The organism is Bradyrhizobium sp. URHA0013 (genome assembly GCF_000518345.1).
Classification (GTDB): domain Bacteria; phylum Pseudomonadota; class Alphaproteobacteria; order Rhizobiales; family Xanthobacteraceae; genus Bradyrhizobium.
On the sequence record NZ_JADK01000006.1, the window covers coordinates 158,980 to 173,418 of the forward strand.

Consider the following 14,439-nt stretch of genomic DNA (forward strand, 5'->3'; position numbering starts at 1 on the left):
CAGGGGAAAGCCACGATCCGCAACGTGCGCGCCCCATCGCGCACGGTGTGGAAATGAAACTCAGCGGTCAGGCACGAACACGGTGCCAAGCGCAGCCGGTGCGGTCGATCCACCCGTGCGCGCGCGGGAGAGCAGGACCAGGACGACGACAGTCGCAAGATAAGGCAGCGCCGACATCAACTGCGAGGGAATGCCGACGCCCCAGCCCTGCGCGTGCAGCTGCAGGATCGTCACCGCGCCGAACAGATAGGCGCCGACCACGAGGCGGCCCGGCCGCCAGGACGAGAACACCACCAGCGCCAGCGCGATCCAGCCGCGTCCCGCGGTCATGCCCGGAATGAAGAACGGCGTATAGGCGAGCGGCAGATAGGCACCGGCAAGTCCGGCGCAGGCGCCGCCGAACATCACCGCTAGGGTGCGGATGCGCAGCACGGGATAGCCGAGCGCATGCGCGGAGACATGGTTGTCGCCGCAGGCGCGCAGGATCAATCCTGGCCGCGTGCGGTACAGGAACCACCAGACGCCGACGACCAGCGCCAGCGAGAAATAGACAAAGGCGTCCTCGCCGAACAACACGCGACCGACCAGCGGAATATCCGTGAGACCGGGAATGTTGAGATGCAGCGCCGGGGTGATGCGCTCGCCGACGAAACCGGCGCCGATCAGGCCGGAGAGTCCGACGCCCAGGATGGTCAGCGCAAGACCCGTTGCAACCTGGTTGACCGCAAGTCCGAGCGCCATCAGTGCGAAGACCAGTGACATCAGCGTGCCGGCGACGATGCCAAACAGTGCGCCAATGAAGATCGAGCCGGTCAGCCACGCACCTGCAAAGCCACATGCGGCGCCGACGATCATCATGCCCTCGACGCCGAGATTGAGCACGCCGGAGCGCTCGGTCACGAGCTCGCCGGTCGCCGCGATCAGGAGCGGCGTCGAAGCGGCGAGCACTGCGAGAATGATGGCTTCAATGAGCTCCACGAGCCACCTGTCGGTTCGGGAAGACCAGCTTGAAGCGGTAGAGAATGAGGGAATCGCAGGCGAGCACGTAGAACAGCAGGATGCCTTGAAAAACCTTGGCGACGTCCAACGGGATCTTCATCGCGATCTGCGCCTGCTCGCCGCCGATAAAGGTCAACGCGAGAAAAAGGCCTGCAATTAATATTCCAAGGGGGTTCAACCGGCCGAGAAAGGCCACGATGATCGCCGTAAAACCGTAACCCGGCGAGATGCCGGGCTGGAGATGTCCGACCGGACCCGCGACCTCGATGATACCGGCGAGGCCGGCCAGCGCGCCCGAGACGGCGAAGGTCAGGATGATCAACTGGTTGGAATTGAAGCCGCCGAACCGCGCGGCGCGAGGCGCCGCACCGACCACGCGAATCTCGAATCCCTTTATGGTGCGCCCGAGCAGGATCGCCACCGCCGCGACGACGAGAAGGGCGATGATGGAGCCGAGATGCAGCCGGCCGCCTTCGATCAGGAGCGGCACCGTTGCGACCGGATCGAACTCGGCGGTGGTCGGGAAGTTGAAACCGTGTGGATCGCGCCAGGGGCCGCGCACGAGATAGTCGAGGAAGAGATCGGCGACATAGACCAGCATCAGGCTGGTCAGGATTTCGCTGGCGCCGAACTTCACCTTGCAGATTGCCGGGATCAGTGCGTAGAGCGCGCCCGCCGCGGCGGCGAGCACGAGCATGACCGGCAGCACCCAGACGCCGGCGTCGGTGCCCTGCGTCTTCACCGCAATCCAGCTTCCGGCGACTGCACCAATCAGGAACTGCCCTTCGGCCCCGATGTTCCAGGCATTGGCGAGATAGCAGAGCGATAGTCCGATCGCGATCATCACCAGCGGAGTTGCCTTCACCGCGATTTCCTGGAGCGAATAGCTGTCGGTCAAAGGCGCGATGAAATAGGCGTGCAGGGCGAGCAGCGGATTCTTGCCGAGGATCGCGAACAGGATGACCATGGTCACGATCGTGAGGCCGATCGCGATCAGCGGAGAGATCAGCGCGATCGTGTTGGAGCGCTCGGCGCGCTTCTCAAGCACCAACTGCATGCGCGGCCTCCTTCGGCTCCAGCGTGCTGCCGCCCATCAACAGGCCGAGTTTTTCGCGCGTCGCCTCGCTGGTGGCGAGCGGTGCAGACAGATGGCCATGGAACATCACGGCGATGCGGTCGGCGATTTCCGCGAGCTCGTCGAGGTCCTGGCTGGTGACGAGCACGGCGGCGCCTGCGGTTGCGAGATCAAGCAGCGCCTGGCGGATGACGGCGGCAGCGCCGGCGTCGACGCCCCAGGTCGGCTGGCTCACCACCAGCACCGCGGGATTGCGCAGGATCTCGCGTCCCACAATGAACTTCTGCAAATTGCCGCCGGAGAGGGATGCTGCTTCCGGATCGCGCTTGGCCTTGCGGACGTCGAACGTCTCGGTTGCGCGGTCGACCGTCTTCAGAGTGGCCGCAGTATCGATGAAGCCGTGATGGACCATGCCGCTGGCGGCATGCCCGGTGAGAAGCGCATTCTCCGAAAGCTTCATGCGGGGCGCGGTGCCGTGGCCGAGCCGCTCCTCGGGAACGAAGGCCGCGCCGAGCTTGCGGCGCTGCGTGATCGAGAGATGGCCGGCAGCAAGGCCTTCGATCACGATCGTGCCGGGATCTTTCGACAGGCGTTCGCCGGAGAGCGCGGCGAACAATTCGTCTTGGCCGTTGCCGGCAACCCCGGCGATGCCGAGGATCTCGCCGCCTTTCAGCTCGAACGAGATGTGCTCGAGCCGCACGCCATGCGCCTCGCCGGGGGCGAGCGAGAGATCGTTGACGACGAGGCGCGGCACCGTGGTCTGCCGGCCGGCGGCCGCCTTCACTTCCTTGATCTCGCCGCCGACCATCATGCGCGCGAGCGAAGCGGCGGTCTCAAGCCTGGGATTGCAGGTCTCCACCTTCTTGCCGCCGCGCAGGATCGTTGCCGTGTCGCACAGGCGCTTCACCTCTTCGAGCTTGTGGCTGATATAGAGGATCGCCCGGCCTTCGGCCTTGAGCCGCTCCAGCACGATGAAGAGCTGGTCGGCTTCCTGTGGCGTCAGCACCGCGGTGGGCTCGTCAAGGATCAGGAATTGTGGATCCTGCATGAGCGCGCGAACGATCTCGATGCGCTGGCGTTCGCCGACCGACAATTGCCAGACCTCGCGTTTGGGATCGAGCGGCAATCCATAAGTCTTCGACACCTGCTCAAGCCGCGCCGACATGTCCTTGAAGGATTCTTTCCCGTCGAGGCCGAGCGCGACGTTCTCGGCGACGGTGAGATTGTCAAACAACGAGAAATGCTGGAACACCATGCCGATGCCGCGGCTGCGCGCTTCCGAGGGGCCGGACAGCACGATCGGCTGGCCCTGCCAGAAAATCTGGCCAGCGCTGGGCTGGATCAGCCCGTAGATCGCCTTGACCAGCGTCGACTTGCCGGCGCCGTTCTCGCCCAGCAGCGCGTGGATTTCCGTTGGCCAGATATCGATGTCGATGGCATCGTTGGCGAGGAAATCGCCATAGCGCTTGGTGAGCCCGACCGTCCTGAGGAGCGGGGACTCGCCGGAATGCAGACTCTTAGCCGTGGGATCCAACATTCGCTGATGCGCTTGCATGGGGTGAAGTGCCTCAATACTGGGCTAGTTTGAACCGCCGCGTAAGGTGTGAAAAAGCGTCATCCCTTGCTCAACGCTTCGGCAGGGAAGTGGTGTCGGCGAGTCGCGGCTGTCGCCGGGAGGCGATCGTCCTCAAATGCCTGCCGAGCAGCCTTTGCAGTCCCGACTTGCGTGCGACGCGTGTTGCAAATTTGTGACGGCTCAAGCCAAATCGGAACCCGCTATGCAGGCTTGGCGTGAAGTTAAGCAGAGACGCGCCATCACGCGTATGCATTTGCGGACACCGCAACAGTAACTCCCGCCCATCTTGTCTGCCTCGTCCGCTCGACATGAAAAGGCGAGCGAAATCAAACGGGAATATCCGGCAATGGCCGCTCTCGCCCGACGTGTGGCGGTGAGGCTTGGCTTTCCAAATCCGCCAGTGAAACGCAGCACCCTGTGCAAACAAGCGGCATGCCTTGAAACAAGTTGAGGCTTCTCACTCCGGGAGATCGGCGCAAGTGTCGCACCCAAGGGACGTTCATTTTTACGTGTCCAAACTTGGGGGTATTCGATGTCGTTTCGTATGAAGGCAGTTGCGGCGGCGGCGCTGTCACTTGCTACGCTCGCTACCGGTGGCATGGCTCAGGCAGCCGACTTGCCGGTCAAGGCTGCCAAGAAGGCGGCCGACCTTCCGTTCTTCCTGGTGATCGACGACCGCGTCACCTTCTCCTACATCTTCAATGCCTCGCAGCCCGGTGCGTTCACCAACACCAACGGCGTGATCAACGCCAAGACGACGAAGCAGGTCTACTCCTTCACCCACTTCGATGCCTGGACTTACGGCACCAACTTCTTCACCATCTCGATGTTCAAGTCGGACCACAACGATCCGGCAGGCCCCTGCACCGCCACAGGCGTGGTCGTTTCGCCGGCTGCGGGCTTCGCTGCGACGCCGACGAGCTGTGCCGGCGCGACAGAAATCTACGGCCTTTTCCGCTCGACCTTCGGCTGGAACGAGATCTTCAACACCAAGGCCTTCACGCAAGGCCCCCTGCACAACATCTCGTTCGAGGTTGGTATGGATGCCAACACGGAGAACCGGTATTTCGGCGCCGCCAAGCGCGACGTTGTCGCGGGTCTGCAGTTCGCCTTCGATCTTCCCTATAAGGGCTACTTCAACGTCGCGCCGCTGGTGTACTGGGAGTTCGCCAACCACAACTCCTTCTCGCAGTGCGGCGCCGGTTGGTCCGCTCCGTGTATTGCCGACGGCAACACGTCGTTCAAGCCGACCTGGGCGATCGAAACCAACTACTATATGGACCTCGGCTTCCTGCCGCAGAACATGCAGTATTTCTCGATCAGCGGCCGCGCGGCGTGGTACGGCAAGAAGGGCACCGACACCGAGCCGCTTCCCGCCAGCGTCGCCAACGGCGTCTATCCCACCAAGGTCGAGTTCAACTCCGAGCCAATCCGCCTGACCCTCGATGCCTCGAAAGCGATTTGGGGCGACAAGTACTCGCACTTCGTCGACGTCTGGGTCGCCTATCGCTACTGGCAGAACAAGTTCGGCCTCGATCACAACAATGCCTTTGCTTGCACCACCTTCGTCGGTGGTACGAAGGTGAGCACCGGATCCTGCACCGAGTCCTCGCTCTACTCCGGTATCACTGTGAAGTTCTGACCACCTGACACTCTTCAGGTGAATGACGATGACGCCGCGTCAAACCTCCGCGGCGTCATCTTCGTTTGGGGGATGGGCTGGGTACCGTCAGGCAGCCCTTCAATGAGCGCGGGGCAAGGCCCGCTCGGCGGCGTCTACTTCGTCCACACGCCATCGTGCAGCGCTTCGGCCTCGTCTTCGAGCAACGGCCCCGCAACGTCTGTCGGCCTCTGGCCACTGGCAAAGACCTCGCGGCAGGGCAGGTCTAGCGTCGGATTCTCCGGATGATCGCCGGTAATGCTGCGCAGGCGGTGTTCGCTGAGGCCATAGACGACTCGGCCGATGCCGGCCCAGTAGATCGCGCCGGCGCACATCGCGCAGGGCTCGGCGGAGGAATAGAGCGTGGCCTTCGCCAACACCTCGCGGCCGAGCGTGCGGCAGACCAGTGTGGCGGCGAGGCGCTCGGCATGCGCGGTGCCGTCGTGATCCGGCATGTAACCGTTCTCTGCCTCGATCAGGACCTTGCCTTCAGCATCGACGACGATGCAGCCGAAAGGATGGTTGCCGTGGGTGAGGGAACGGCGGGCGACCGCAAAGGAAAGGCGGAGGAAGTGCTCGTCGCGCTCGGACCCGCCGCTCATCGCTCTCCCCTGGTCAATGCCCCGCCATATGCCGGCCGACAACGGTGAGATCGGCTTCGCTGGTCCGTGCTTCATACACGAATTCGCCGTGGAACATCACCACCAGCCGATCGGAGAGTTCAAGGAGTTCGTCGAGGTCCTCGCTGACCAGCAGCACCGCGGCGCCGCGGTTGCGCGCGGCCATGATCTCGGCATGGATTTGCGCCACCGCTGCGAAATCGAGCCCGAAACAGGGATTGGCTGCGATCAGCACCTCGACGGCGCCGCCGAGTTCGCGGGCCAGCACGGCGCGCTGGACGTTGCCGCCCGACAGTGCCGAGATCGGCGTGTCGGGCGTGCGGGTCTTGATCTTGTACTGGGCGATCTTCTTCCTGGCGTCGACGCGGAAGGCACCGCGGTTGAGCCACCAGCCGAAGCTAGCGAAAGGCGCGCGGTCGAACTCGCGAAAGGCGATGTTGTCGGCGACGCTCATGCCGCCGACACATGCGTTCTTCAGCGGCTCCTCCGGCAGGAGTGACATGTTGTGCCGCCGCATCTCCTCGCGGCTGGCGTGATAAGGATCGCCGGCGACGCGGATCTCGCCACTCTCGGCTTCGCGCTGGCCGGCCAGCACCTCGACGAGCTGGCGTTGGCCGTTGCCGGAGACGCCGGCGATGCCGACGATCTCGCCGGCGCGGACCGTGAGGGAGACATCATGAACGGCGATGGCGCCGGCGTCGTCGCGCGCGCGCATCTTCGCCAGCTCCAGCCTCGCCTTGCCGGCCTCTCCGGAGCGGGGCGGCTGCACCGTCAGCTCCTCGGCGCCGATCATGGTGCGCGCCATCGCGTCCGGCGTCAGTTCGGACACCTTGCCAGCACCGGCGAGCTTGCCGCGGCGCAGGATCGTGACGTCGTCGGCGAAGGCCATAACCTCGCGGAACTTGTGCGTGATCATCAGGATGGTCAGCTCGCCCTTGACCACCATGTCGCGGAGCATGCCGAGCACCTCGTCGGCTTCCGCCGGGGTCAGCACCGAAGTCGGCTCGTCCAGGATCAGGAAGCGGCGCTTCAGGTAGAGCTGCTTGAGGATCTCGCATTTCTGCCGCTCGCCCGCGGAGATGTCGGCGACTTTCGAGCTGAGCGGTACCTTGAATGGCATGCGCGCGAGAAAGGCCTCGAGCTCCTTCATCTCTTTCGGCCAGCTCACGACAGCCGGCACGTCATCGCGCGCCAGCACCAGATTTTCGGCGACCGTCATCGCCGGCACCAGCGTGAAATGCTGGTAAACCATGCCGAGGCCGAGGGCGTGGGCGTCCTTTGGATTGCCGATCGCCTGTTCGCGGCCCCCGACGAGGATGTCGCCTTCGGTGGCGTGATAGTAGCCCATGATGCATTTGACCAGGGTCGACTTGCCGGCGCCGTTCTCGCCGAGCAGCGCATGGAACGAACCCGGCCGCACTTTCAGCGCGACATTGTCCAGCGCCAGGAAATCACCGAAGCGCATGGTCATGGCGATGGCATCGACGCCGAAGGCGCCCGATGGCGGCGGCGTTTCGCCGACGATCACGAAATCGCTCCGATGAAAGCGTCGGACGTCGAGACCGCGCCGAACACGCCGCCCTGCATCTTGATCATCTTCAGCGCGTGGTCATGGTTGCTCTTGTCGGTCGCGCCGCAGCAATCATGCAACAGCACGCATTCGAAGCCGCGGTCGTTGGCCTCGCGCATGGTGGTGTGAACGCAGACGTCGGTAGTGATCCCAGTGAGCACGATGTTCTCGATGCCGCGCACGCGCAGGATCAGCTCCAGATCGGTGGCGCAGAACGAGCCCTTACCGGGCTTGTCGATGATGGGTTCGCCGGGCAGCGGCGCGAGCTCCGGGATGATGTCCCACCCGGCCTCTCCGCGCACTAGGATGCGGCCGCAGGGGCCGGGATCGCCGATGCCGGCGCCGATCTGCCGGGAGCGCCAGCGCTTGTTGGCGGGCAAATCCGAGAGATCGGGACGGTGGCCTTCGCGGGTGTGGATGATGTGAAAGCCTTGGGCGCGCATTGCCGTCAGCACTTTCTTGATCGGCTCGATCGGCGCCCGCGTCAATGAGAGGTCATAGCCCATCTTGTCGACGTAGCCGCCGACGCCGCAGAAATCTGTCTGCATGTCGATGATGATGAGCGCGGTATTCTCGGGGCGGAGATCGCCGTTGTACGGCCAGGCATAGGGCTCGGACTTGATGGTGCGCTCGGGCATGATTTCGCTTCCTAGCGGGTGATCGACAACTCGGCCGGTGCTCCGGTCAGCGTGCGCTTCGGCGAGCAGGTGATGATCATGATCGCCAGCGTCAGGATGTAGGGGGCAGCGTTGAAGAGGTGGTAGCCGGAGGTGACGCCGACCGATTGCAGCGCCGGGCCCAGCGCCGCGGCGCCGCCGAAGGCGAGCGAGGCCCACAGACACAACAAGGGGTCCCAGCGCGCGAAGATCACGAGCGCCACGGCCGTGATGCCCTGGCCCGAGGACAGGCCTTCGTTCCAGCTTCCGGGATAGAACAGCGACAGGAAGGAGCCACCGATGCCGGCGAGGAAGCCGCCGACCATTGTCGCGCGCAGGCGGATCAGCAGCACGGAGTGGCCCATCGCACGCGCGGCGTCCGAACTCTCGCCGGCGGTGCGGATCAGGAGGCCCCAGCGCGTAGTCCGGAAGGCCCAGTAGAGAATTGGGGCGAGCGTGACGCCGATCAGGAACAGCACGTTGACCCGTAGGGCCGCGCGCACCTGCGGAATATCGCTCCACCAGCCGAAATCGATTGCGGGCAGTCGAGGTGCCGTCGGCTCGATCAACGGTTTGCCGAGGTAGAAAGCTAGTCCGGTGCCGAACAACATCAGCGCGATGCCGACCGCGACGTCGTTGACGCGCGGCAGCGAGCAGATGCCGGCATGCAGCGCGCCCAGAAGCGCACCGGTGATGCCAGCGGCGAGCACGCCCAGCCACGGCGATCCCGTGAGATAGGAAATGCCATATGCGCTCATCGCGCCCATCACCAGCGTGCCTTCGAGGCCGAGATTGATGCGGCCTGAGCGCTCGGTGATGCATTCGCCCAGGCTCACGAACAGGAACGGGGTCGAGACGCGAATGGCGCCGCCGAGCACGGCGAGCGGGACGGTCCAGAGTCCGATCGAGCCGTCTGCCATCTCAGGACTTTCCCTTCAGAAACCCGATGCGGCCGTAAAGCGCATCGCTGGCCAGCACGAAGACGAAGATGATGCCTTGCAGCACCAGCACGGATGCATCCGGTAATCCGAGGCGGCGCTGCAACAGCCCGCCGCTGGCGCTGATACCACCGAGCAGGATCGCGACGGGGATAATGGCGAGCGGATTTTGTCGCGCCAGGAAGGCGACGAGAATCCCTGTAAAGCCGTAGCCCGCGGCGAGGTTGGCGTTGGTGCGCCCCTGCACGGCGGCGACCTCGACCATGCCGGCAAGGCCCGCGGCGCCGCCGGCGAGGAAGCAGATGGTCAGGATCAGCTTGCTGACATTGAGGCCGACGATCTTCGCAGCGCGGATGTTGCCGCCGGCAACACGCGCGGCGAAGCCGAACACGGTGTGATAGATCAGGATATAGGCGGCGATCGCGGCGATCAGGCCGAACACGAGACCCCAATGCACGTCGGTGCCGGGGATCGATCCGATCATGTTGGCCGCGCCGATCTCGCGGGTTGACGGCTTGTTGAGGCTCGCGGGGTCGCGCATCACGCCTTCGACGAGATGGTTGAGGACCGCGAGCGCGATGTAAACGAGCAGCAGGCTCGAGATCGTCTCGTTGACGCCGCGATATTGCCGCAGCGCGCCCGAGAGCATGACCCAGAGGCCGCCGCCGATCACGCCGGCGATGACCATGGCGATCTGCACGACGAGCGGCGGCATGCCCTGAAGCACCAGTGCCGCGCTGGTTGCCGACAGCGCGCCGATCAGGAGTGCGCCTTCGCCGCCGATGATGACCATGCCGAGTTGGGCGGGCAGCGCCGTGCAGAGTGCGGTAAGGATCAGCGGCGCCGCGCGCGTCAACGTGTTCTGCCACGAGAACCAGGTGCCGAACGCGCCGTAGTACATGTAGAAATAGAGGTCGAGCGGGCTCTTGCCGAACATCGCGACGAAGATACCGAAGACCCCGAGCGCGCCGGCCAGCGCCGCGCCCGGGATCAGGATATATTCGATCGCTCCGCCGTGACGTTGGAGGAATCCCGGATCGGCGGCCGGGGCAACCGTCCCGACCGCTTCAACGAGATCTGCAGCTTTCGTCGTCACGAAGTCGCCCCGACCACGCCCTCCACGAGATAGTCCATCTTCTCGAGCTCGGGATCCTTCTGGCCGCGATCGGTGCCGGCTGCGATCACCGTCTTGCCCTTGTTGTCGACCAGCCCTCCCTTGAAGATGGCGTAGCCGTCGCCGGACAAGAACTTAGCCTTGACGTCGTCGGCGTGCTTGCGTGCCTCGGCCGAGACCGCTTCGCCATAGGGCGAGGTCTTGACGATCTCTTCCTTGAGGCCGCCGCGATAGAAGTTCGGGATGCTCTCGCCGGCGGCGATCATCTTGACGAACTTGGGGTACAGCGCTTCCCAGTTCCACTCGGCTCCCGTGAGATACGCCTTCGGCGCGAGCGGCGACTGGTTGACGTGATAGCCGCACACCATGGCGCCCCGGCGCGCGGCGTTCTCGACCATGGTCTTCGGACCATCGACATGGCAGGTGAGGACGTCGACGCCCTGATCGATCAGGCTGTTGGTGGCCTCGGCTTCCTTGACCGGCATCGACCAGTCACCGGTGAAGATGACCTGCGTGGTGGCCTTGGGATTGGCAAGCCTCGCGCCGAGCGCGAAGGCGTTGATGTTGCGCAGCACCTGCGGGATCGGCTTGGCGGCGACGAAGCCGAGTTTGCCGCTCTTGGAGCTATAGCCGGCGACGATGCCCGAGATATATTGGGCTTCATCGATATAGCCGAAATAGCTGCCGGCGTTCTTTGGGTCCTTGTCGCTCCACAGGCCGCCGCAGTGCTCGAAGTGCAGCTTCGGGAATTTGTTGGCCATCTTGACCATGTGCGGATTGTAGTAACCGAACGAGGTCGGGAAGAGCAGGGTGGCACCGTCGAGATTGATCATCGACTCGATCGTCTTCTCGACCGCGTCGGTCTCCGGCACCTTCTCTTCTTCCACGACCTTGAGGCCGGGAATCTTCTTCAGCGCCGCCGCGCCCTGCGCATGCGCCTGATTGTAGCCGTAGTCGTCGCGCGAGCCGACATAGATGAAACCGATCGTCGTCTCGGCCGCAAAGGACGGGCGGGCGCCGGCCGCCGCGCCGAGCGTGAGAGCCGCACTGCCCTGCAACAAATGACGTCGTGAGATCCTGCCAAATTCCATTGCTTGCTCCCCTTGGCGGATGCACCGCCTCATCTCGCGCTGCGCCGGTCTGGCGGAGCCCGGGATCAATTGTCGCAAGCTTCGTGCCAGAGGTTGCCGAGAGAGAATTTTTGATTAAGCCGTTGAAATTAATTAGGTATTTTCGGCAATTCGAGCTTGATCAGGAAAGCAGCAGATGAAATTATAGGCAATATTTTATAGTTGTATGCAATTGAGTTAAGCAGTCTTAACCGACCTGGACATGTGCATGACGAGGGCCGGGTGGTCTGCCGGCGACCGCATTCATGCTAACCACGCGCTGATTGGAACGGTGTCGGCCGCGTGATTTCGCTGGCACCGAACTTGAATCGATTGCGCCAGGATCGCCGTCGCCGCGGTCCCAAGAGATGGAAAGCTCGCCGAGATGGCTGCTGGTAACGCCGTTCACACCGGTTCGCTCGGCGAAGAGATCGTGCGAGGGATCAATGAGCTCGCGGCGATCTCGGAAGAAGGCGACAAGCTCACCCGCATCTATCTGACCAGCGAGCTGCGCAAGGCGGCGGACCTCCTCCTGAGCTGGATGCGCGACGCCGGCATGAGTGCGCGTCTCGACGCGATCGGCAATGTCTGCGGGCGCTATGAAGGCGAGCGGCCGGGCGCGCCCTGCCTGATTCTCGGCTCGCACTACGACACCGTGCGCGATGCCGGCAAATGGGACGGGCCGTTGGGCGTGATCACGGCGATCGCCTGCGTCGCCGATCTCAACCGCCGCGGCAAGCGCCTCCCGTTCGCGATCGAAATCGTCGGTTTTGCTGATGAGGAAGGGGTGCGCTTTGCTTCGACCTTGCTCGGCAGCCGCGCGGTCGCCGGCACCTTTGACGAGAGCGCCCTCAACACACGCGACCGCGATGGCGTGTCCATGCGCGACGCGCTGGTGCAGTTCGGGCTCGACCCCGATCATATTGGCGCGGCCGCGCGAGCCCGGCGCGAGCTGCTTGCCTATCTCGAGCTGCACATCGAGCAAGGGCCGGTGCTGGAAGCACAAAACCTGCCCGTCGGCGTGGTCACCGCGATTGCGGGCGCGACACGGCTTGCCGCGCGGCTGACCGGCATGGCGGGGCACGCAGGCACGGTGCCGATGGCGCTCAGGCGCGATGCGTTGGCGGGCGCGGCCGAATGTATCGGCGCGATCGAACAGTTTTGCCGCACCGACGAGGACGGACTCGTCGGCACCGTCGGCTACATCCAGGCGAGGCCCGGCGCGACCAACGTCATTCCGGGCGAGGTGTCGTTCACCATCGACATGCGGGCACCGACGGACATGCACCGCAAGCGCGCGGTCGCCGATGTCGTCAGGCAGATCGAAGCCATCGCAAAGCGCCGTCAACTGTCGCTTCAGCTCGACGTCACCCACGAGAACCGCACCGCGCCGTGCGCGCCCTGGCTGAAGGACCAGATCGCGCAGGCAATCAAGGCGGAGGGTTTTTCCGTGTTCGAGCTGCCGAGCGGGGCCGGGCATGACGGCATGGCCATGATCGATATTGCCGATGTCGGCATGATCTTCGTCCGCTGCCGCGGCGGCATCAGCCATCACCCGGACGAGCATGTCGAGTTCGCCGATGCCGACGCCGGCGCCCGGGTGCTGCTGCGGCTGATCGAGGATTTTAGGCCGCGGAAAGGGTAAACTGAACCCGCAAGTCACGGGATGGAGACACGAATCATACAGGTCTAGAGCCGCGACGGCCTCCCGCCGAACCACGAGACACCATTCGACGGCGCCTATGAACAGCGGCATCTCTTTTCCATCCCATCGCGAAAACCGATTTTACCAAGGTGTGGCGGCGACCTTCGTCGCCAACGCGCTCCAAGCCGTGAACTTTCTCGGTGATCGATTCCTGAGGCAGTCACATCATCCGTTCACGGCCATCGAAGACCTTTACCGGCACTCGATGGACAGCGCCTTTGCGGTGACTGAGTCCTTTCTCGTCACGGGCGCGCCGCACGCCTCTGCGTATTATCCGCGCGACTTTGCCTGGTTCTATCCCGACGTCCTCGACCCCGACACCATCATGGATTCGCAGGATGCGGTGCGGCGGGCTCGTCTGCTCGACAAGAGCGTCCGCCTGCTGCTGGAAGCGGTTCGCGCCAACGTCGTCACGACGACCATCGTCCCGGCTGGGCGCGCCAGGTATCTTGGCGTGAACTATTTCTCGCGCCCCTCGGATACGCTGCTCGGCATTCTGGCCGGCCTGCGGCAGATGATCTCTGCCGAGGAGAGAGGGTCATCCTATCTGGCGATGTCGCAATGCGCGCATGCCGGCCGCCTGCTGCTGGCCGAATATTGCGGTGATCTGAAGCGCGCGATCCTCCAGCTCGCAAGCGAGCTCGAACCGTTCAATGATGATGGCTCCACCTATTTGCTGTGCGACGCCAGTGCTCCGCGCTCCGCAGCAACCGACACGCGCGCCGAGCGCAGGCGTTTCGTCACCAATGCCTGCGTCTACACGACGTTCGTGTGGGGCGTGCAGCTCGGAATCGTCAACGAGAACGAGCTGAAGCGGCTCGGACGCGACCTGGCGCAGTACAAGAGGGACCTGCTCCACCTGTTCGGCAAGGGCGGCTATATCAGGCATTCTCTTGATGGCGCCACGGGCTCGCCAGTGTCCTCGGTCGCGCTGGATTTCGTCGGTGTGCATCGCGGCTTCTGGGATATGAGCGAGGAAAGCGAGCGCGCGCTGTTCGCGGCCACGGCGGGTCTGATCATTGCGGAGCCGCGCTTTCGCATCCCCGGCACATTCCACTTCCTGGTGTCGGCGGATAATCCGCGTAACAAGATGATCCACAAGATCGCGGCTCCCGCCTACCAGGGACGGTCCTCCTGGCCGACGTTTAACGTCGAGTTCGCGGATCGCATGCTGGACTACGACGAATTCTCGGGGAGCAATACTTACCGTTCCTGCGCCCGGGGAATTCTGAAGGACATTCGCACCGCGACCGAAGTCCACGGCGGCTATCAGGAGCTGATCTCGGAGCAGGGCCTGAAATATCGCACCTGGGCCTACAAGGGCGCCGTAGCCCACTCCTGGTTTCCGCGTTTCCTCTCCGTCTGGAGGAGGGCGCATGGAACGCCGCTCCTCCAGTGGAATGACTGAACGGCGGTC

At 64.0% G+C, this 14,439-nt stretch carries 12 protein-coding genes; 3 read left to right on the forward strand and 9 right to left on the reverse strand.

Annotation, left to right across the window (positions count from 1 at the left end):
- Window positions 1-60 precede the first annotated feature (60 nt).
- From N551_RS0108395 to N551_RS0108405, 3 genes are read right to left on the reverse strand one after another with little or no spacing between them, the layout of a single operon-like run.
- Entirely contained in the window at window positions 61-978 is a 918-nt protein-coding gene (locus N551_RS0108395) for an ABC transporter permease (RefSeq protein WP_027566588.1), read from the reverse strand.
- Window positions 965-2,056 (reverse strand): ABC transporter permease, encoded by a 1,092-nt coding sequence (locus tag N551_RS0108400; RefSeq protein ID WP_027566589.1) that lies wholly within the window; start codon window positions 2,054-2,056, stop codon window positions 965-967. The genes N551_RS0108395 and N551_RS0108400 overlap by 14 nt, the downstream gene beginning before the upstream one ends.
- Window positions 2,040-3,611, reverse strand: coding sequence for an ABC transporter ATP-binding protein (locus N551_RS0108405; protein WP_027566590.1), 1,572 nt, complete (start codon window positions 3,609-3,611; stop codon window positions 2,040-2,042). Before N551_RS0108405 ends, N551_RS0108400 begins: the two co-directional genes overlap by 17 nt.
- 571 nt (window positions 3,612-4,182) lie before the next feature.
- Between N551_RS0108405 and N551_RS0108410 the strand changes: the two genes are divergently transcribed.
- On the forward strand, window positions 4,183-5,292 hold the full coding sequence (locus N551_RS0108410) for a hypothetical protein (protein WP_027566591.1): 1,110 nt from the start codon (window positions 4,183-4,185) through the stop codon (window positions 5,290-5,292).
- A gap of 134 nt (window positions 5,293-5,426) precedes the next feature.
- Here N551_RS0108410 and N551_RS0108415 read toward each other — a convergent pair whose 3' ends face one another.
- The 6 genes from N551_RS0108415 to N551_RS0108440 are packed head-to-tail and all read right to left on the reverse strand — an operon-like array spanning window position 5,427 to window position 11,299.
- Window positions 5,427-5,912 carry a nucleoside deaminase gene (locus tag N551_RS0108415; protein ID WP_027566592.1) on the reverse strand — a complete coding sequence of 162 codons (486 nt, stop codon included), beginning with the start codon at window positions 5,910-5,912 and terminating at the stop codon, window positions 5,427-5,429.
- Between the two features lie 13 nt (window positions 5,913-5,925).
- A complete protein-coding gene (locus N551_RS0108420) occupies window positions 5,926-7,458 on the reverse strand; it encodes an ABC transporter ATP-binding protein (RefSeq protein WP_027566593.1) in 1,533 nt (510 codons plus the stop codon).
- Window positions 7,455-8,138: a cysteine hydrolase family protein gene (locus N551_RS0108425; protein ID WP_027566594.1), complete on the reverse strand. Its 684-nt coding sequence runs from the start codon at window positions 8,136-8,138 to the stop codon at window positions 7,455-7,457. The genes N551_RS0108420 and N551_RS0108425 overlap by 4 nt, the downstream gene beginning before the upstream one ends.
- An 11-nt stretch (window positions 8,139-8,149) precedes the next feature.
- Entirely contained in the window at window positions 8,150-9,076 is a 927-nt protein-coding gene (locus N551_RS0108430; RefSeq protein WP_027566595.1) for an ABC transporter permease, read from the reverse strand.
- Window position 9,077: 1 nt separating this feature from the next.
- The gene (locus tag N551_RS0108435; protein ID WP_027566596.1) at window positions 9,078-10,190 is read right to left on the reverse strand and encodes an ABC transporter permease; all 1,113 of its coding nucleotides are present in this window, start codon (window positions 10,188-10,190) and stop codon (window positions 9,078-9,080) included.
- Window positions 10,187-11,299 (reverse strand): BMP family ABC transporter substrate-binding protein, encoded by a 1,113-nt coding sequence (locus tag N551_RS0108440; protein WP_027566597.1) that lies wholly within the window; start codon window positions 11,297-11,299, stop codon window positions 10,187-10,189. Before N551_RS0108440 ends, N551_RS0108435 begins: the two co-directional genes overlap by 4 nt.
- Before the next feature lie 403 nt (window positions 11,300-11,702).
- Between N551_RS0108440 and N551_RS0108445 the strand changes: the two genes are divergently transcribed.
- Complete coding sequence (locus tag N551_RS0108445; protein ID WP_027566598.1) at window positions 11,703-12,962, forward strand: allantoate amidohydrolase; 1,260 nt, start codon at window positions 11,703-11,705, stop codon at window positions 12,960-12,962.
- Between the two features lie 97 nt (window positions 12,963-13,059).
- Window positions 13,060-14,430 carry a hypothetical protein gene (locus N551_RS0108450; RefSeq protein ID WP_027566599.1) on the forward strand — a complete coding sequence of 457 codons (1,371 nt, stop codon included), beginning with the start codon at window positions 13,060-13,062 and terminating at the stop codon, window positions 14,428-14,430.
- The last annotated feature ends 9 nt before the right edge of the window (window positions 14,431-14,439 follow it).